Genomic DNA, 17,539 nt, shown 5'->3' on the forward strand with positions numbered 1-17,539 from the left:
CCGCCGTTGAGGAGCTGGCGGGTCAGGGCAGGCATGCAGGGGTGGATGGCCTCGGTGCTCTGCCGGGCCACCGACGCCCACCCCTCACCCAACGGCGACGGGCTGATGCACCGGCACGGCCCCGACCCACCGGACCGACCCAACCCGCCGCCGGAACACAGTCACCGGCGCGTCCCCCTCCAACTGCGCCGGTGGCGGCCCCTGCGCGGATACTGTGCACACCCTTGACTGGAAGAAACTTCCCGGATATTCGTGACTCCTTGGAAGTTTCCTTCACGAGGGAAGGAGCGCTTGTGCGCGACTCCAGCACGGGAAGCACCGCAAGACCGTCCGCGCCTGCCGGGCCGGACAGACCGTCAAAGCCCTCCCGGCGTACGGTTCTCGCCGCCACGGCGGGCGTCACCGCCGCGCTGGCCGCCGGTACCCGCGCCCAGGCGGCGGAATCCCGCCCGGGCGCCGACAAGGCCCTGCGCGCCCTGATCTCCCGTATGACCCTGGAGGAGAAGGTCGGCCAGCTCTTCGTCATGCGGGTGTACGGCCATTCGGCCACCGCGCCCGACCAGGCCGACATCGACGCCAACCTCAAGGAGATCGGCGTCCGCACGGCCGCCGAGCTGATCGCCAAGTACCGCGTCGGCGGCATCATCTACTTCGCCTGGGCGCACAACACCCGCGATCCGCACCAGATCGCCGACCTGTCGAACGGGATCCAGCGCGCCTCGCTGGAACTGCCGCGCGGGCTGCCGCTCTTGATCTCCACGGACCAGGAACACGGGATAGTGGCCCGGGTGGGCAAGCCCGCGACGCTGTTCCCGGGCGCCATGGCGCTGGGCGCCGGCGGTTCGCGGTCCGACGCCCGGACGGTGGGCCGCATCAGCGGTGCCGAGCTGCGCGCGATCGGCATCAACCAGGACTACTCCCCCGACGCCGACGTGAACGTCAACCCGGCGAACCCGGTGATCGGCGTGCGCTCCTTCGGCGCCGATCCGGACGCGGTGGCGGGCCTGGTGGCGGCCGAGGTGAAGGGCTATCAGAGCTCGGGTGTCGCGGCCACGGCCAAGCACTTCCCGGGCCACGGCGACACCGCCGTGGACAGCCACTTCGGCTTCCCCGTCATCACCCACAGCCGCGAACTGTGGTCGGAGCTCGACGCGGTGCCCTTCCGGGCGGCCATCCGCGCCGGCATCGACTCGATCATGACCGCACACATCATGGTCCCGGCGCTCGACCCGGCCGGTGACCCCGCCACCCTCTCCCACCCGATCCTCACCGGCATCCTGCGCGGCGAACTCGGCTACGACGGCGTCGTGGTGACGGACTCGCTGGGCATGGAGGGCGTGCGCACGAAGTACGGCGACGACCGCGTCCCCGTCCTCGCGCTCAAGGCCGGTGTCGACCAGCTCCTCAACCCGCCCGACCTGGACGTCGCGTGGAACGCGGTGCTGAACGCCGTGCGCGGCGGCGAGCTGACCGAGGCGCGGCTCGACGAGTCGATCCTGCGCATCCTGCGGCTCAAGGCGAAGCACGGGGTGCTGAGCGACCCGTACGTCCGTGACGCGGCCGTGGACCGGGTGGTCGGCGTCCCTGAGCACCTCAGGGCGGCCGACCGGATCGCCGAGCGCACCACCACCCTGCTGGTCAACGAGGAGGGGCTGCTCCCGCTGTCCCGGCGGCGCACCCCGAGGGTCCTGGTGGTGGGCGCCGATCCGGCCTCGCCGTCGCTGTCCGACGGGCCGCCGACCACCGTCATGGCGGCCGCGCTGACCGGACTGGGCTTCACGGCGACGGCCCTGTCCACGGGTACGGCCCCGTCGGCGGCCACGATCGACAAGGCCGTCACCGCGGCGGCCGACGCGGACGCGGTGGTCGCCCTGACGTACAACCTGACGGCGGCCGGGTCCCAGAAGACCCTGGTCGACCGTCTGGTCGCCACGGGTGTCCCGGTGACGGCCGTCGCCATCCGCAACCCGTACGACATCGCCCGGATCCCGGGCGTCGGCGCCTGCCTGGCCTCGTACTCCTGGACCGACGTCGAAGTGCGCGCCGCCGCCCGGGTGATCGCCGGCCGGGTGGACCCGCGCGGCAGCCTGCCGGTGCCGGTGCAACGGGCGGACGACCCGGCACAGGTGCTGTACCCGATCGGATACGGGCTCAGGTACTAGGTCTGTCCGACGGTACGCGGCCGCGCCCGCCCGTGGGGTCACGGGCGGGCGCGGCCGGGTTCCGGTCACGGGCGCAGGGTCATGTCCCGTTCGGTGTCGCGGCTGTCCAGCCTCGCGTCGAACCTCGCGAGCGGCCGGGCCGCCGAGGGGTCCGCCTGGACCGTCGTGGAGGCGACGCCCGCCCAGTCGAGGATGCGGGCGGTGGCCAGCGCCTTCTCGTCGGCGGCGAGCCCGGCGACGTTGGCGCCGTGGTTCAGGCCCGGAGCCGTGAAGACGTAGGAGTCGCGCGCCTTGGAACCGAGACGGAACCGCTCGGCGCCCCAGGGGTCGTTCTGGCCGTAGACGAACAGCATGTGGTGCGCGCTCCGGCGGACCCAGCCGTCCACGTCACGCATCGCCGACTGCTGGAACCTCATCGGGATGGAGCGCGGCACGAAGGTGCGCGGGGCCTGGTAGCCGTAGCGGACGTACTTCTTCTCGATGTACGGGAAGTGGATGGTGGGCGCGCCCAGTTGGGTGCCCGCCTGGTAGTAGTACGGGGTGTACGGCTCCAGGCCCTGGTCGGTGTAGAACGAGAACCCGGAGATGGCGTCGACGGAGTTCCAGATGGCGTCGTCGCTCGCGTGCGCGGCGTCCGCGGGGATCGTGTCGCAGTCGGCGAGCAGGCTGTACTGCCAGAAGCCCCACACGTAGTCGAGCACGACCGCCTCGTACGCCTTGTCCAGGCTGCCGACCGTGGTGAAGGTGTAGCCGTTGTCGACGGCGTACTGGGCGTACTTCTTCTCCAGCGGCTCGCGGCGCACCAGGGCCTCGCGCTGCACGGCGTTCAGCCGGTCGCGGCACTCCTTGGTGCCGACCTGCCGGAAGAAGCGGTCGTACGCCGAGTCCTCGTCGTTCACGACGTCGTTGGGCGCGACGTAGGCGACGACGCCGTCCATGTCGCGGGGGTAGAAGCGCTCGTAGTACGTCGCGGTCATGCCGCCCTTCGAGCCGCCGGTGGAGATCCACTTCTTGCCGTAGACCGGCTTCAGCGCCTGGAAGATGCGGTGCTGGTCGCTCGCCGCCTGCCAGATGTCGAGCTTGGACCAGTCGGCCGGTTCGGGCCGGGACGGCGTGAAGTAGCGGTACTCCATGGAGACCTGGTTGCCGTCCACGATCTGGGTCGGCTCGCGCCGGCTCGGCGTGGTCGAGACGTTGTAGCCGCCGGTGTAGAAGACCGTCGGGCGCGAGGTGTCCTTGTGCAGCACGGTGATCCGCTGCTGGAACGTGCCCTTGGACGGGTGCCGGTGGTCGACCGGCTGGGTGTAGTTGAGGACGAAGTACCGGTAGCCGGTGTACGGCTTCTCCTGGACGAGGCTCATGCCCGGGATCGCGAGCAGCCGGTCCAGGATGTCCTTGTTCTCGTCGGCCGTGCTGGTGGCCGCTGTGGTGCCGTGGGCCTCGGACCGGACGGCGGTGGCCGTCCCGGCCGTGCTGAGCGTGCCGATGAGCACCGTGAGCACGAGCAGCCCTCTGAGCGCCTTGCGCATGCACCCTCCCCTGGGATTACGCGGTTGTCCGCCGGAACCTAACGGAGCAACTCCCGTGACACCAGGGGGTCTTGGGTCATACGTGGTTCAGCACAGAATCCAGCCGGAGCTCACCGAACCCGAGCCGACCGAGCCCTTGATCCGGACGCAGCGATGGCCCGCGTACAGGGTCACCGGGCCCGCGTGATGCGCGAAGTGCCCGGAGTCCATCACCGGCCGGCCGCCGCGCGCCTGCACGCTGACGGACATCCGCTTGCGCGAGCCCCGCGCCTCGGGGAAGGTCACGGCGCAGACATAGCCGCTGCGCTTGTACACCTGCACGGAACCGGTCGTGAAAGGCAGGGTGCGGACCTTGCGGCCCGAGCAGGAGGAGGAGGCGGCCTGGGCGCTGCCCGCGCTCATGAAGGCGAGCAGTCCGCCCGCTGTCAGCACGGCCAGGCCGAGCGCCAGCCGTCGCCGTATCGCACCACTGTCCACTGTCGTCCCTCCCGCAGCAATCAGCGTACTGGTGTACGGACGCAGGACGTACGGCGGATGGTTGCGTACCGCTACGACTCACCGTCAGCGCATCCCACCCTTGCGAGGTTTTTGCCTTCTTTGGATACAACGGTGCCTGTTTCTCCCGGGTCCAACTCATGGGCCCACCTCACGGGCCCCACCCACGGGTCCCACTCATCGATCCGACTCATGGGTCCAACTCGCCAGGAGAAGAAGGCGGTTCACCATGTCCGGCACCAACTCCTCCCTCACCACCGGCCGCGCGGTCATCGCCGCGGCCCTCCTGATCGCCGCCGGCGCCTCGGTGCCGGCCGTCGCGAGTTCCACCGCGGCGCCGCCCGCCCGCAGCGGGAGCAGCGGTCCCGCCTACGACCGCGTGGCCGACTTCTACGGCGCCTACATCGACGCCGTGACCGACGGGGACTCCGGCACCCTGAGCACCCGGCTGCGGTCCTTCTACCTGACGCCGGCGCTGCGCACCCAGCTCGCCGGCTGGGAGCACCGGCAGCACGCGGACGGGGTGCTGCGCGCCCAGGACGTGCCGAGCGCCTGGAAGGTGACGGCGGGCGACAGCGGCGCCGGGCACACCTGGTCGACGGTCCGGCTCACCTGGGGCTCCGCCGCGCACCCGGCGTACACCTATCTGACGGTGCAGTCGGATCTGGCGACGAAGAAGATCTCCGGCATCAAGCCGAGGAGCTGACCGGCTCCTCGGGCTCGGGAGCGCCCACGAAGGTCCGCCACAGCGCCGCGTACCGGCCGTCCAGGCGGAGCAGTTCCTCGTGGGTGCCGTCCTCGGCGACCCGGCCGTGGTCCATGACCACGACCCGGTCCGCGCGGGCGGCCGTCGTCAGCCGGTGGGCGACCACCAGCGTCGTACGGCGGCCCGCCAGCCGGTCGGTGGCCTGGTTGACCAGTGCCTCGGTCGCCAGGTCGAGCGCCGCCGTCGCCTCGTCGAGCAGCAGCACGTCCGGGTCGACCAGCTCGGCGCGGGCCAGCGCGATGAGCTGGCGCTGTCCGGCGGAGAGGTTGCGGCCGCGCTCGGCGACCTCGTGGAGATAGCCGCCGTCCAGGGTGGCGATCATTTCGTGCGCTCCGACCGCGCGGGCGGCGGCCTCCACCTCGGCGTCGCCGGCGCCCGGACGGCCGTAGGCGATGGCGTCGCGGACGGTCCCCTGGAAGAGGTAGGCCTCCTGGGGGACGACGCCGAGCCGGTGCCGGTAGGAGGTGATGTCCAGGTCGCGCAGATCCATGCCGTCGACCGTCACCCGCCCGGCCGTCGGGTCGTAGAACCGGGCGACCAGCTTCACGAGCGTCGACTTGCCCGCGCCGGTCTCGCCGACGAAGGCGACGGTCTGCCCGGCCGGGACGCGCAGGGACACCGCGCTGAGCGCCTCCTCGGCGCCGTCCGCGCCGCCGTACGCGAAGCCGACGTCCTCGAACGCGATCTCGCCGCGCAGCGAGGGCACGTCCAGCGGCGCGTCGGCGGACTTCGTCGAGGTCGGCTCCCGGAGCAGCTCCTGGATGCGGCCCAGCGAGACGGTGGCCTGCTGGTAGCCGTCGAACACCTGCGAGAGCTGCTGCACGGGCGCGAAGAACAGGTCGATGTAGAGGAGGTAGGCGACCAGCGCGCCGGTGGTGAGCGTGCCGGAGTCGATCCGGTGGGCGCCCACGATCAGCACGGCCGCCGCGGCCCCCGAGGCCAGGAGCTGGACGAAGGGGAAGTAGACGGAGATCAGCCACTGGCCGCGGATGCGCGCCCTGCGGTAGCTGTCGCTGCCCTCAGCGAAGCGCCGCCCGCTCGCGTCCTCGCGCCGGAACGCCTGGAGGATCCGCAGCCCGGACACCGACTCCTGGAGATCGGCGTTGACGACGGACACCCGCTCGCGGGCCAGTTCGTACGCCTTCACGCTCGCCCGGCGGAAGAAGAACGTGCCGACGACGAGCGGCGGCAGCGTCACGAAGACGACCAGCGCCAGTTGCACGTCGATCACGAGCAGGGCGGCCATGATGCCGAAGAAGGTGACGACGGAGACGAACGCGGTGACGAGCCCGGTCTGCAGGAACGTGGACAGGGCGTCGACGTCGGTCGTCATCCGGGTCATGATCCGGCCGGTGAGCTCGCGCTCGTAGTAGTCGAGTCCGAGGCGCTGGAGCTGGGCGAAGATCTTCAGGCGCAGCGAGTACAGCACCCGCTCGCCGGTGCGGCCCGTCATCCGGGTCTCGCCGATCTGCGCGGCCCACTGCGCGAGCACCGTGATCAACCCGAAGGCGGCGGCCGCCCAGACCGCGCCGAGCGCGAGCCGGGTGACGCCCTGGTCGATGCCGTGCCGGATCAGGATGGGCAGCAGCAGCGTCATCACCGCGTCGACGGCGACCAGCGCGAGGCTGATGAGCAGCGGGGCGCCGAAGCCGCGCAGCATGCGGCGCAGTCCGTAGGAGTCCTCGGCCCCGACCGCGCGGGCCTCGTCGACGTCCGGCACATCGGCGGCGGGTGGCAGCGCCTCGACCTGGGCGAGGAGTCCGGGGGTGGCGGGCATGCCGTCGAGCGCGTTGTCGCGGGGCTCGCGGTCGCCGGTCCACAGGCGCGGTGTCACTCCGCGCTCGGCGTCGAACTCGGCGTCCAGCTCATCCCGTACGGAGGTGTCCTCCCGCGGCGCGGCCGGCAGGGCGTGTCCCGGGGAGACGCCGCCCAGCTCGTCCGGGTCGGTGAGCAGCCGCCGGTACAGCGCGGAGCGCTCCTGGAGCTCGTCGTGGGTGCCGATGTCGGCGAGCCGGCCGCCGTCCAGGACGGCGATGCGGTCGGCGAGGTTGAGGGTGGAGCGGCGGTGGGCGATGAGCAGGGTCGTACGGCCCTCCATGACCTGCCCGAGCGCCTCGTGGATCTCGTGCTCGACCTGGGCGTCGACGGCGGAGGTGGCGTCGTCGAGGACGAGCAGCCGCGGGTCGGTGAGGATGGCGCGGGCGAGTGCGACGCGCTGGCGCTGGCCGCCGGAGAGGGTGAGGCCGTGCTCGCCGACCTTGGTGTCGTAGCCGCCGGGCAGCTCGGCGATGAAGCGGTGCGCCTGGGCGGCGCGGGCGGCGGTCTCGATCTCGTCCTGGGTCGCGTCGGGGCGGCCGTAGGCGATGTTGGCGCGGATGGTGTCGGAGAAGAGGAAGGAGTCCTCGGGGACGAGCCCGATCGCGGCCCGCAGGGAGGCGGTGGTGAGCTCGCGGACGTCGTGCCCGCCGATGAGGACGGCGCCGTGCGTCACGTCGTAGAAGCGGGGCATCAGCAGCGAGACGGTCGACTTGCCCGAGCCGGAGGAGCCGACGACGGCGAGGGTCTCGCCGGGCCTGATCTCGAAGCTCAGCCCGTCCAGGACGGGCCGGTCCGGGGTGTAGCCGAAGGACACGTCGTCGAACTCGACGGTGGCGGGCGCGTCTGCCGGCAGGGTCTTGGTGCCGTCCTTGATCGACGGCTCGGTGTCGATGAGCTCCAGCACGCGCTCGGCGCCGGCGCGGGCCTGCTGTCCGACGGTCAGCACGACGGCCAGCATCCGCACCGGTCCGACGAGCTGCGCCAGGTAGGTGGAGAACGCCACGAAGGTGCCCAGCGTGATCTGGCCGCGCACGGCCAGCCAGCCGCCGAGCGCGAGCATCGCGACCTGGCCGAGGGCGGGCACGGCCTGGAGGGCCGGGGTGTACTTGGCGTTGAGGCGGATGGTCCGCAGCCGGCCCGCGAAGAGCCGCCGCCCGACCTCGCGCAGCTTGCCGGTCTCCTGCTCCTCCTGGCCGAAACCCTTCACCACGCGGACGCCGCTGACGGCGCCGTCGACGACACCCGCCACGGCGGCGGCCTGCGCCTGCGCGTACCAGGTGGCGGGGTGCAGCTTGGAGCGGCTGCGCTTGGCGACGAACCAGAGGGCCGGGGCGACGGCCAGCGCGACCAGGGTGAGCGGCAGGGACAGGGCGGCCATGATCCCGAGGGAGATCAGGAAGAGCAGGATGTTCCCGATGGTCATCGGGAGCATGAACAGCAGGCCCTGGATGAGCTGGAGGTCGCTGGTCGCGCGCCCCACGACCTGCCCGGTGGACAGCTCGTCCTGGCGCCGCCCGTCCAGCCGGGTGATCGTCTCGTACATGTCGGTCCGCAGATCGTGCTGGACGTCGAGCGCGAGCCGGCCGCCGTAGTAGCGGCGCACGAAGGTGAGGGCGTAGACGAGGACGGCGGCGCCGAGCAGCGCGCCCGCCCAGGGGGCCATGCCCCGGCTGTGGTCGCCGATGACGTCGTCGATGATCACCTTGGTGACCAGCGGGACCACCGCCATCAGGGCCATGCCGCCCAGCGAGGACCCGAGCGCGAGCACCACGTCCTTCGGGTACCGCCAGGCGTACCCGGCGAGCCGCCGCGCCCATCCCCGTTCCGTCGCCACTCCGGCACCTTCCGTAGATCTCACTCCGCCGGAAGGGACCAACACCGAACGAAGCGGATTTCATCCCTCCGCAACAATCGTCCGCCCGTCCACGCGACAGCGGTCCGCCCGCCGGGCCGGGTGGCCGGGCGGGCGGACGACGGAATACGAATAGGTGTACGAAGGTGACGGTGCTGGTCCCGGCCCCGGTCAGCCCGCCGGGACGGCCGGGAAGGCCTCCGTCGGCTGCGAGGTCGGCGTGAACCGCTGGGGGGCGACGGTGGTCGGCACGAGGTCCTTGTGGATGACCTTGGCGACGGCCTGAATGGTGGCGACGCCGTAGTCCATGGTGCTGCTGCCGACGGTGAGCACCGACATCATGTAGTCGCGGCCGCCCCCGTTGAAGGTGCCGAGGCTGTGCACCCGCCACGCGTTCGAGGAGCGCGAGAGCCAGCCGTTCTTGACGTGCACGGCGACCGTCGAGGGTGCCCCGGCCGGTGTCCCCCAGCGCTGCGAGGAGACGACCTGGCCCATGAGCTTCAGGATGTAGGCGCGGGAGCTGTCGCTCAGCACCGTGTTCTTGGCGGTGACGAGCTTGAGCAGCTTCTGCTCGTCGGTGACGTTGATCTGGGTGAGACCCCAGTAGCCGCCGGTGCCCGGGGTGGTCTTCGTCATCCCCGCGGCGGTCAGGAAGCCCTTGATCTTCGTCAGACCGAGCTGGTTCCACAGCCTGGTCGTCGAGGCGTTGTCCGACTGGGTGATCATCTTGGTGGCGAGCGAGGTCTCGGTGCTCGTCAGGTAGCGGTTGTGCTTCTTCGCGTCCCACAGCAGCGTGGCGAGGACGGTGACCTTCACCGTGCTGGCCGAGTCGAACGAGGTGGTGGCGCGGAGTGTGCAGGTCGTGTTCGTCGAGCGGTCGTACAGTCCGACCGCGACGGTGCCCCTGCGGTTCGCGAGCGCCGCGGTGATGTCCGTCTGCAGCTTGGCGGCCAGACCGGCCTTGCTCGACGTACAGCTGACCGTCGGCGCCGGCGCGGCACCGGCCGGGGCCGCGGCGATCGCGATCGGCACGATCACCGCGGCACCGAGGCTCGTTGCGAGCACACGGGCAGCCCGGGATATCCGGTGAGTCATGGAGGCTTCCCATCCCCTTGAAGCGATACGGAGCGCGCCAAGGGCGCGCTCGCCTCAGATGACTCACAGGGGGGCCCGATAGTTGTACGAGTGTTCTGGGTACAGGGGTTCGGGCGTGGCGGGCCGAACGCACAGCTCACGCCAAGGCGGGCCACAGTCCGCGCCCATCACCGGGCGTCAGGGTGCGGTGGTGACGTCTGCCACTGACCCATCGCCCGACGCCCCCACGACTCCCCCCGCTCCGCCGCCGGTTCCCCTGCCGACGGGGTCCGAGGAGCGGGCGCCGGCCGTACCCCGCTGGTCGCTGCCCGCGCTGCTCGCGATCCTCGTACTGGCCGGAGTCCTCTACTCCTGGAACCTGTCGGCCTCCGACCTCAACAGCTTCTACAGCGCCTCGGTGCTCAGCGGCACCCAGAGCTGGAAGGCCTGGTTCTTCGGCTCACTGGACGCGGGCAACTTCATCACCGTCGACAAGCCGCCGTTCGCACTCATGATCATGAGTCTGTCCTGCCGGGTCCTCGGATTCGGCACCTGGCAGATGATGGCGCCCATGGTCGCCGCCGCGCTCGGCACGATCTGGATCCTGCACGCGAGCGTGAAGCGGCACTTCGGGCACGCGGCCGCCACCGTCGCCGCGCTCGTCCTCGCTCTCACGCCGATCACGGTCGCCATCAACCGCGACAACAACCCGGACACCACACTCGTCCTGCTGATGGTCGCGGGCGCGGCGCTCGGTCTGCGGGCCACCCGTGAAGGCAGGCTGCTTCCGCTGCTCGGCTCGGCGGCGTGCTTCGGACTCGCCTTCAACACCAAGATGCTCCAGGGATACATCGCCCTGCCCGCCGTCTTCGCCGTGTACATGTGCGCCTGCCGGCTGCCCTGGGCGCGGAAGGTCCGCGACCTGCTGCTCGCCACCGTGACGCTGGCCGTCGCGAGCTTCTGGTGGGCGGCCGCCGTCTCCCTCGTACCGGCCGGCGAGCGCCCGTACATCGGCGGCTCCACGGACGGCTCCGCCTGGGATCTGATCATGGGCTACAACGGCCTGGGCCGGGTGCTGGGCGGCGAGGGCAACGGCGGCGGGGGCGGGGGCTTCTCCGGAACCGCGGGCCTCGGCCGGATGTTCAACGACATCCTCGGCGGCCAGATCTCCTGGCTGCTCCCCTTCGCCGGTATCGCGCTCGTGGGCGGACTGGTGCTGTGCGGACGCGCTCCGCGCACCGACCCGACGCGTGCCGCGCTGCTGCTGTGGGGCGGCTGGACCGTGCTGCACTACCTGACGTTCAGCATGGCCGAGGGCACCATGCATCCCTACTACACGACCGCGCTCGCTCCCGGCATCGCGGCGCTGACCGGCGCGGGCGGTGTCATGCTGCTGCGCGCGCTGCGCGGCCCGGACACCCGCTGGGTGTGGGTGCTGCCCGCCGGACTCGCGGTCACCGCGCTCTGGGCGGTCGTCCTGCTGCGCCGGGCCGCCGACTGGAACGGCTGGCTGTGGCCCGCGGTCGCGGTGGTCATGGCACTGGCCGTCGCGGGGCTGGTCCTCTTCCGCTCCGGCCGGCGCGCCCGGCTGTTCACGGTCTCCGTGGCCGCGGCGGTCGTCGCGGCGCTCGCCGGCCCGGCGGCGTACGCCGTCTCCGAGCCGGCGTCCGCGGGCGGTGGCGCGGGCGGCAGCATGGGCGGCACCAACCCGACCGCCGGGCCGTCCACGGGCGGCGGCTTCGGCGGCCCCGGCGGCGGCCGGAGCGGCTTCCCCGGAGGCGGCCGGGCAACCGGCGGCAACGGAGAGACGCCCGAGGGCCTCCCCGGAGGCGGGCAGGCACCTGACGGCGGCGGCGGGCTGCCCGAGGGCGGCTTCCCCGGCGGCGGCCAGGGCACGGGCGAACCGGGCGGCGCGAACGGGGAGTTCCCCGGCGGCGGCCAGGCGCCGGGCGGCAACGGCGAGCTGCCCCAGGGCGGTACCGGCGGCGGGCCGGGCGGATCCGGCGGGGGCGGGGGTGGCATGGGCGGTATGGGCGGCACCACGAGCAGCGCCATGGTCGCCTACCTGGAGAAGCACCAGGACGGCGCCAAGTGGCTCCTGGCGGTGTCCAATTCGCAGAGTGCGGCGTCGCTGATCGTGAGCACCGGCAAGCCCGTCATCTCCATGTTCGGCTTCACCGGTTCCGACCAGGCCATGACCCTCGCCAAGCTCAAGTACCTCGTACGCAAGGGCGAGTTGCACTACATCCAGCTCGGCGGCGGCGGGATGGGCGGGAACAGCACGCTCAGCTCGCAGATCACCTCCTGGGTGCAGAAGAACGGGACGGCGGTGAAGGAGAGCGCGTACGACAAGTCGGCCTCGTCCGGCTCCACTTCGTCGTCCGGCTCCGACTCCGGCTCCGGCTCCTCATCCGGCTCCGGGTCCTCCGCTTCTGACAGCGGCGCGTCGTCCTCGACGCTCTACCGGCTGGACCCGTCCGACCTGGACTGATCGCACATTCCCGCACGCCCCGAGCGGGCGGCCCCCGGCCGGATCGGCCGGGGACCGTCCGTTCCGTCATGTCCCGCGTAGAACAACCGAGTTGTTGAATCCCGACACAGAACCGCCACCTTCCCTTAACCCCAGGAGTCGCATGTCCATGTCACCCTCCCGATTACCCGCTCCATTCAACCCGCGTAGAACGGACACCCCACGATGCCCGCCACGCACATGCGACGCTGGAAAACCCTGGCGCTGAGCACCTCCGCGGTCCTCGTCGGCCTCACCCTGCCGACGATGACCGCTTCCCCCGCGAGCGCGACGACGACCGCGTACGACAGCACGTACTACAAGAACGCGGTCGGCAAGACCGGCACGAGCCTGAAGTCATCGCTGCACACCATCATCAGCAGCCAGACCAAGATCTCGTACTCCGCGGTCTGGAACGCGCTGATGGCCACCGACCAGGACCCGAACAACAGCAGCAACGTGATCCTGCTGTACAGCGGTGTCTCGCGCGCCAAGTCCCTCAACGGCGGCGACGTCGGCGACTGGAACCGCGAGCACACCTGGGCCAAGTCGCACGGCAACTTCGGCGAGGTGACCGGCCCCGGCACCGACCTGCACCATCTGCGCCCGGCGGACGTCCAGGTCAACAGCATCCGCGGCAATCTGGACTTCGACAACGGGGGCAGCGCCGTCACCAACGGCGGCGGCAGCAAGGTCGACTCCGACTCCTTCGAGCCGCGCGACGCGGACAAGGGCGACGTGGCCCGCATGATCCTCTACATGGCGGTCCGCTACGAGGGCGACGACGGCTTCGCGAACCTGGAGCCCGACGAGAAGGTGAACAACGGAAGCACCCCGTACATCGGCAAGCTGTCCGTCCTCAAGGCGTGGAACGAGCAGGACCCGCCGAGCGCCTTCGAGGAGAAGCGCAACCAGGTCATCTACGACACCTACCAGCACAACCGCAACCCGTTCATCGACCACCCGGAGTGGGTCGAGGCGATCTGGTAGGCGGGCGGGCCGGGCCCTCTCGCGTGCCCGGGATCCCTTCCGTACGGGAGGGGTCCCGGGATCGGCTCCCTGCCCGGGGCGACGGTGAGCACTCGCCCCGGGCAGGGCAGGGCCCTCAGTCCAGGTGGGTCGGCGCGAACATCCGCAGCAGCGCCGGCAGGACGACGACGGAGGGGCCGGGCGCGGCCAGGGCCTTGGCCAGGTCCTCCTCCAGCGTCCCGGGAGTCGTCAGGACGCCCGGGACACCGAAGGACTCGGCGAGGGCCACGTAGTCCGGGCGGGACAGCTCCGTCGCCGTGGCCTGACCGAAGGCGTCGGTCATGTACTCGCGCAGGATGCCGTAGCCGCCGTCGTCGACGATCAGCCAGGTGACGTTCAGGCCGTACTGCCTGGCCGCGGCGAGTTCGGCGATCGAATAGAGCGCGCCCCCGTCGCCGGACACCGCGAGGACCGGGCGGGAGGGATCGGCCGCCGCCGCGCCGAGGGCCGCCGGGAAGCCGTAGCCGAGGCCGCCCGCGCCCTGCGCGGAGTGCATGGTGTTGCTCCCGCGCGGGTCGAAGGCCGACCACGCCCAGTACGCCAGGATCGTCATGTCCCAGAAGGACGGCGCGCCGGCCGGCAGGGCCCGGCGCACGGACGCCAGCACGTCCTGTTCCAGGGTGAGTTCCTGGGCGGCGATGCGTTCCGCCACCCGGGAGAGGACCGTGCTCACGCGCTCCGCCGCCGACGGGTCGGGGCGTTCCTCCACCGTCTCCAGGAGCGCGGACAGCGCGAGGCGCGCATCCGCGTGGATCCCGATCGCCGGGTGGTTGGACTCCAGCTTGCCGAGGTCGGCCTCGATCTGGACGACCCGGCCGCGGGGCTTGAACGTGTGGTAGTTCGAGGACAGTTCACCGAGACCGGACCCGACGACCAGCAGGACGTCCGCGTCCTCCAGGAAGTCCGTGGTGTGCCGGTCCTCCAGCCAGGACTGGAGCGAGAGCGGGTGGGTCCAGGGGAAGGCGCCCTTGCCGCCGAAGGTGGTGACGACCGGCGCGTTCAGCGTCTCCGCGAGCGCCTTCAGCTTGCCGGACGCGTCCGACCGTACGACCCCGCCACCCGCGATGATCGCGGGGCGGGCTGCCGAGGACAGCAAGTGGGCGGCCAGCGCGGTCAGTTCGGGGCGCGGGACGAGGTCCTCGGGAGTCGCGTCCATCGCCGTGACCTGCGGCAGGTGGGTCTCCGCGAGCAGGACGTCCTGCGGGATCTCCACCCACACCGGCCCGTGCGGGGCGGTGAGCGCCGACTCCCAGGCCGCCGCGATGGCGGACGGGATCTGCGACTGTGTACGGACGGTGTGGACGGACTTGACGACACCCCTGAACGACGCCTGCTGGTCGGGGAGTTCGTGGAGGTAGCCGTGGCGGCCGCCGCCGAGTCCCGCGGTCGGGATCTGGCTGCTGATGGCGAGGACGGGAGCCGAGGCGGCCCGGGCCTCCTGGAGCGCGGCGAGCGAGGTCAGCGCCCCGGGGCCGGTGGAGAGCAGCAGCGGCGCGGCCTCGCCGGTGATGCGGCCGTAGGCGTCCGCCGCGAATCCCGCGTTGTTCTCGACGCGCAGACCGATGTAGCGAAGCGAGGAGCGGCGCAGCGCGTCGAACATGCCGAGCGCGTGCTGGCCCGGCAGTCCGAAGACGGTCGTCGCGCCGAGACCGGAGAGGGTCTCCACGACCAGGTCTCCGCCGTTGCGGCCGGGGGGCGGGTTGAGCGCGGCCTCCGTCTGGGCCGCCGTCGGGCGGAGAACCAGGTCGTGGTCGTGGGTCACTTGTTCCGGGCCTCCGCGATCTGGCGGGACATGATGGTGGTCAGTTCGTACGCGGTGTGGGACGCCGCCACCGCGGTGATCTCGGCGTGGTCGTACGCCGGGGCGACCTCGACGACGTCGGCCGAGACCAGGTTGCAGGACGACAGTCCGCGCAGGATCTCCAGGAGCTCGCGGGAGGTCATGCCGCCCGCCTCCGGGGTGCCCGTGCCGGGCGCGTGCGCCGGGTCGAGGCAGTCGATGTCGATGGAGATGTAGAGCGGGCGGTTCCCGATGCGCTGGCGGAGCTGGTCGGCGACCTCGTCGGCGCCGCGGCGGTAGATGTCCGCCGAGGTGACGATGCCGAAGCCCATCTTCTCGTCGTCGGTGAGGTCCTGCTTGCCGTACAGCGGGCCGCGGGTGCCGACGTGGGAGAGCGCCGAGGTGTCGAGGATGCCCTCCTCGACGGCGCGGCGGAACGGGGTGCCGTGGGTGTACTCGGCGCCGAAGTAGGTGTCCCAGGTGTCGAGGTGCGCGTCGAAGTGGAGCAGCGCGACCGGGCCGTGCTTCTTGGCGACCGAGCGCAGCAGGGGCAGCGCGATGGTGTGGTCGCCGCCCAGGGTCATCAGGCGGGCGCCGGTGCCGAGCAGTTCGTCGGCGGCGGCCTCCACCGTCTCCACGGCCTCGTTGATGTTGAACGGGTTCGCCGCGATGTCACCGGCGTCCGCGACCTGCGCGAGGGCGAACGGGGAGGCGTCCTGCGCCGGGTTGTAGGGGCGCAGCAGCCGGGACGCCTCGCGGATCGCGTTGCCGCCGAAGCGGGCGCCCGGCCGGTACGAGACGCCGGAGTCGAACGGCACACCGACGACGGCGACGTCGGCGGTGCCGACCTCGTCGAGGCGCGGCAGCCGGGCGAAGGTCGCGGGACCGGCGTACCGCGGGACGCGGGAGGAATCGACGGGACCGCGGGGCGTCTCGTTGCTGCTCATGGGGTTTTGCCTTCTTTCCTACGCTTCATCGCGTATGTACAACTAAGTACAAGTAACACGACTCTACTGGGGAACCGGGACCGGTTCGGACAGGGGTTCGGCGTCACGGCCGGCGAGCCGCTCCCGCCAGGTGGCCAGTACCGCGGCGTCGGTCGCCGGCGTGGCCAGCGAGACGATCACGTACGCGGCCAGGGAGAGGAGCAGTCCGTAGTAGACGGGCTCGTTCGCGAGGATGCCGTACGTGGCCATCAGGCCGATGACGGCGAGGCCGCCGGCGGCGACGGAGGCGAGCGCGCCGTGCACCGTGCCCCGCTTCCACAGCAGACCGCCGAGGATCGGGACGAGCAGACCGCCGACGAGCAGGTTGTACGCGACCGTCAGCGCCTCGACGACGTTGTTGAGCGCGATCGCCGTACAGATCACGGCGATTCCCATGACCAGGATGAAGACGCGGTTGCCCTTGACCTCGTCGTGCTCGTCGCCCGCGTCCCGCTTCACGGCGCCGCGCAGCCGCGACCAGATGTCGTTGTTGGCGACGGTGGCGCAGGCGATCAGGGCGCCGGAGGAGGTGGACATCACGGCGGCGAGGGCCGCGGCGAGCACCAGTCCGCGCACACCGACCGGGAGTTCGTCCTTGACGATGGTCGCGAAGGCGGTGTCGGCGCTGGGCAGCTTCGGGTACATGACCTTGGCGGCCGTGCCGATGACGGCGCCGGCGAGGGCGTACACCAGGCAGTAGGTGCCGGCGACGGTGCCGCCCCACTTGGCGGTCCTGTCGCCGCGCGCGGTGAACACGCGCTGCCAGATGTCCTGCCCGATCAGCATGCCGAACGTGTAGATCAGCACGTAGGTGAAGATCGTCTCGCCGCCGATGCCCAGCGGGTCGAAGTACTCGGTGGGCAGCTTGGCCTTCATCGCGCCGAACCCGCCGGCCTTGACGACCGCGATGGGCAGCAGCAGGAGCAGCACGCCGACGGTCTTGACCACGAACTGCACCATGTCGGTGATGGTGATCGACCACATGCCGCCGAGCGTGGAGTAGGCGACGACGATCGAGCCGCCCAGGATGATCGCGAGCGTCCGGTTCATGTCGAAGAGGACGTCGAAGATCGTGGCGTACGCGATGGTCGAGGTGACCGCGAGCATCAGGGTGTACGCCCACATGACGACGCCGGAGATGACTCCGGCCCGGCCGCCGTAGCGCAGGTCGAGCATCTCGGAGACGGTGTAGACCTTGAGGCGCGCGATGCGGGCGGAGAAGAAGACGGACAGGGCCAGCAGGCCGAGGCCGATGGTGAAGACCATCCAGGCTCCGGAGAGCCCGTACTGGTAGCCGAGGCCGACACCGCCGATGGTGGACGCGCCACCCAGGACGATCGCGGCCATGGTGCCGGAGTACATGACGGGTCCGAGCCGCCGCCCGGCGACGAGGAAGTCGCTCTTGGACTTGGCGCGGCGCATGCCCCACCAGCCCATGGCCAGCATGCCGGCCAGATAGACGACGATCACTGTGTAGTCGACGGCCATGGGTCTCCTCCAGGTGCTCGGTGGCGTGTCGTGCGGGGATGTGGGGGACGA

Annotated in this window: 11 protein-coding genes; 4 read left to right on the plus strand and 7 right to left on the minus strand. The window is 71.3% G+C overall.

Annotated features, from left to right (window positions below):
• The first annotated feature begins 293 nt into the window (after nt 1–293).
• Nucleotides 294–2,162, plus strand: coding sequence for a glycoside hydrolase family 3 protein (locus ACWEBX_RS08405; RefSeq protein WP_451884131.1), 1,869 nt, complete (start codon nt 294–296; stop codon nt 2,160–2,162).
• Nucleotides 2,163–2,227: 65 nt separating this feature from the next.
• Here the strand turns inward: ACWEBX_RS08405 and ACWEBX_RS08410 are convergent, their stop codons facing one another.
• Nucleotides 2,228–3,691 (minus strand): S28 family serine protease, encoded by a 1,464-nt coding sequence (locus ACWEBX_RS08410; protein WP_451884132.1) that lies wholly within the window; start codon nt 3,689–3,691, stop codon nt 2,228–2,230.
• Between the two features lie 87 nt (nt 3,692–3,778).
• The gene (locus ACWEBX_RS08415; protein WP_451884133.1) at nt 3,779–4,168 is read right to left on the minus strand and encodes a hypothetical protein; all 390 of its coding nucleotides are present in this window, start codon (nt 4,166–4,168) and stop codon (nt 3,779–3,781) included.
• Between the two features lie 247 nt (nt 4,169–4,415).
• On the opposite strand from ACWEBX_RS08415, the gene ACWEBX_RS08420 reads away from it, so the two are divergent.
• Nucleotides 4,416–4,892: a hypothetical protein gene (locus ACWEBX_RS08420; protein WP_451884134.1), complete on the plus strand. Its 477-nt coding sequence runs from the start codon at nt 4,416–4,418 to the stop codon at nt 4,890–4,892.
• Here ACWEBX_RS08420 and ACWEBX_RS08425 read toward each other — a convergent pair.
• Together ACWEBX_RS08425 and ACWEBX_RS08430 are read right to left on the minus strand one after the other, a co-directional pair.
• Nucleotides 4,876–8,604: an ABC transporter ATP-binding protein gene (locus ACWEBX_RS08425; RefSeq protein WP_451884135.1), complete on the minus strand. Its 3,729-nt coding sequence runs from the start codon at nt 8,602–8,604 to the stop codon at nt 4,876–4,878. The genes ACWEBX_RS08420 and ACWEBX_RS08425 overlap by 17 nt on opposite strands.
• A gap of 189 nt (nt 8,605–8,793) precedes the next feature.
• Nucleotides 8,794–9,717: a serine hydrolase gene (locus ACWEBX_RS08430; protein WP_451884136.1), complete on the minus strand. Its 924-nt coding sequence runs from the start codon at nt 9,715–9,717 to the stop codon at nt 8,794–8,796.
• Between the two features lie 190 nt (nt 9,718–9,907).
• Here ACWEBX_RS08430 and ACWEBX_RS08435 point away from each other — a divergent pair, with 190 nt between their 5' ends.
• Together ACWEBX_RS08435 and ACWEBX_RS08440 are read left to right on the plus strand one after the other, a co-directional pair.
• Nucleotides 9,908–12,187, plus strand: a complete 2,280-nt coding sequence (locus ACWEBX_RS08435; RefSeq protein ID WP_451884137.1) for an ArnT family glycosyltransferase — start codon at nt 9,908–9,910, stop codon at nt 12,185–12,187.
• Nucleotides 12,188–12,391: 204 nt separating this feature from the next.
• Nucleotides 12,392–13,195 (plus strand): endonuclease I family protein, encoded by an 804-nt coding sequence (locus ACWEBX_RS08440; RefSeq protein WP_451884138.1) that lies wholly within the window; start codon nt 12,392–12,394, stop codon nt 13,193–13,195.
• A 115-nt stretch (nt 13,196–13,310) separates the two neighbouring features.
• On the opposite strand, the gene ACWEBX_RS08445 is transcribed toward ACWEBX_RS08440, so the two are convergent.
• The 3 genes from ACWEBX_RS08445 to ACWEBX_RS08455 all read right to left on the minus strand — a co-directional run bounded on the left by ACWEBX_RS08445 (nt 13,311) and on the right by ACWEBX_RS08455 (nt 17,488).
• Nucleotides 13,311–14,996 (minus strand): thiamine pyrophosphate-binding protein, encoded by a 1,686-nt coding sequence (locus ACWEBX_RS08445; protein WP_451884139.1) that lies wholly within the window; start codon nt 14,994–14,996, stop codon nt 13,311–13,313.
• Complete coding sequence (speB, locus tag ACWEBX_RS08450; protein ID WP_451884140.1) at nt 14,993–15,961, minus strand: agmatinase; 969 nt, start codon at nt 15,959–15,961, stop codon at nt 14,993–14,995. The genes ACWEBX_RS08445 and speB overlap by 4 nt, the downstream gene beginning before the upstream one ends.
• 63 nt (nt 15,962–16,024) lie before the next feature.
• Nucleotides 16,025–17,488, minus strand: a complete 1,464-nt coding sequence (locus ACWEBX_RS08455) for a sodium:solute symporter (protein WP_451884141.1) — start codon at nt 17,486–17,488, stop codon at nt 16,025–16,027.
• Nucleotides 17,489–17,539 lie beyond the last annotated feature (51 nt).

Source organism: Streptomyces sp. NPDC005070 (assembly GCF_053600395.1).

What these genes read in the sequence shown, in the direction of transcription:
- speB (WP_451884140.1), bottom strand. Translation starts at nt 15,961, where the DNA reads ATGAGCAGCAACGAGACGCCCCGCGGTCCCGTCGATTCCTCCCGCGTC.
- ACWEBX_RS08430 (WP_451884136.1), bottom strand. Translation starts at nt 9,717, where the DNA reads ATGACTCACCGGATATCCCGGGCTGCCCGTGTGCTCGCAACGAGCCTC.
- ACWEBX_RS08440 (WP_451884138.1), top strand. Translation starts at nt 12,392, where the DNA reads ATGCCCGCCACGCACATGCGACGCTGGAAAACCCTGGCGCTGAGCACC.
- ACWEBX_RS08455 (WP_451884141.1), bottom strand. Translation starts at nt 17,488, where the DNA reads ATGGCCGTCGACTACACAGTGATCGTCGTCTATCTGGCCGGCATGCTG.
- ACWEBX_RS08410 (WP_451884132.1), bottom strand. Translation starts at nt 3,691, where the DNA reads ATGCGCAAGGCGCTCAGAGGGCTGCTCGTGCTCACGGTGCTCATCGGC.
- ACWEBX_RS08420 (WP_451884134.1), top strand. Translation starts at nt 4,416, where the DNA reads ATGTCCGGCACCAACTCCTCCCTCACCACCGGCCGCGCGGTCATCGCC.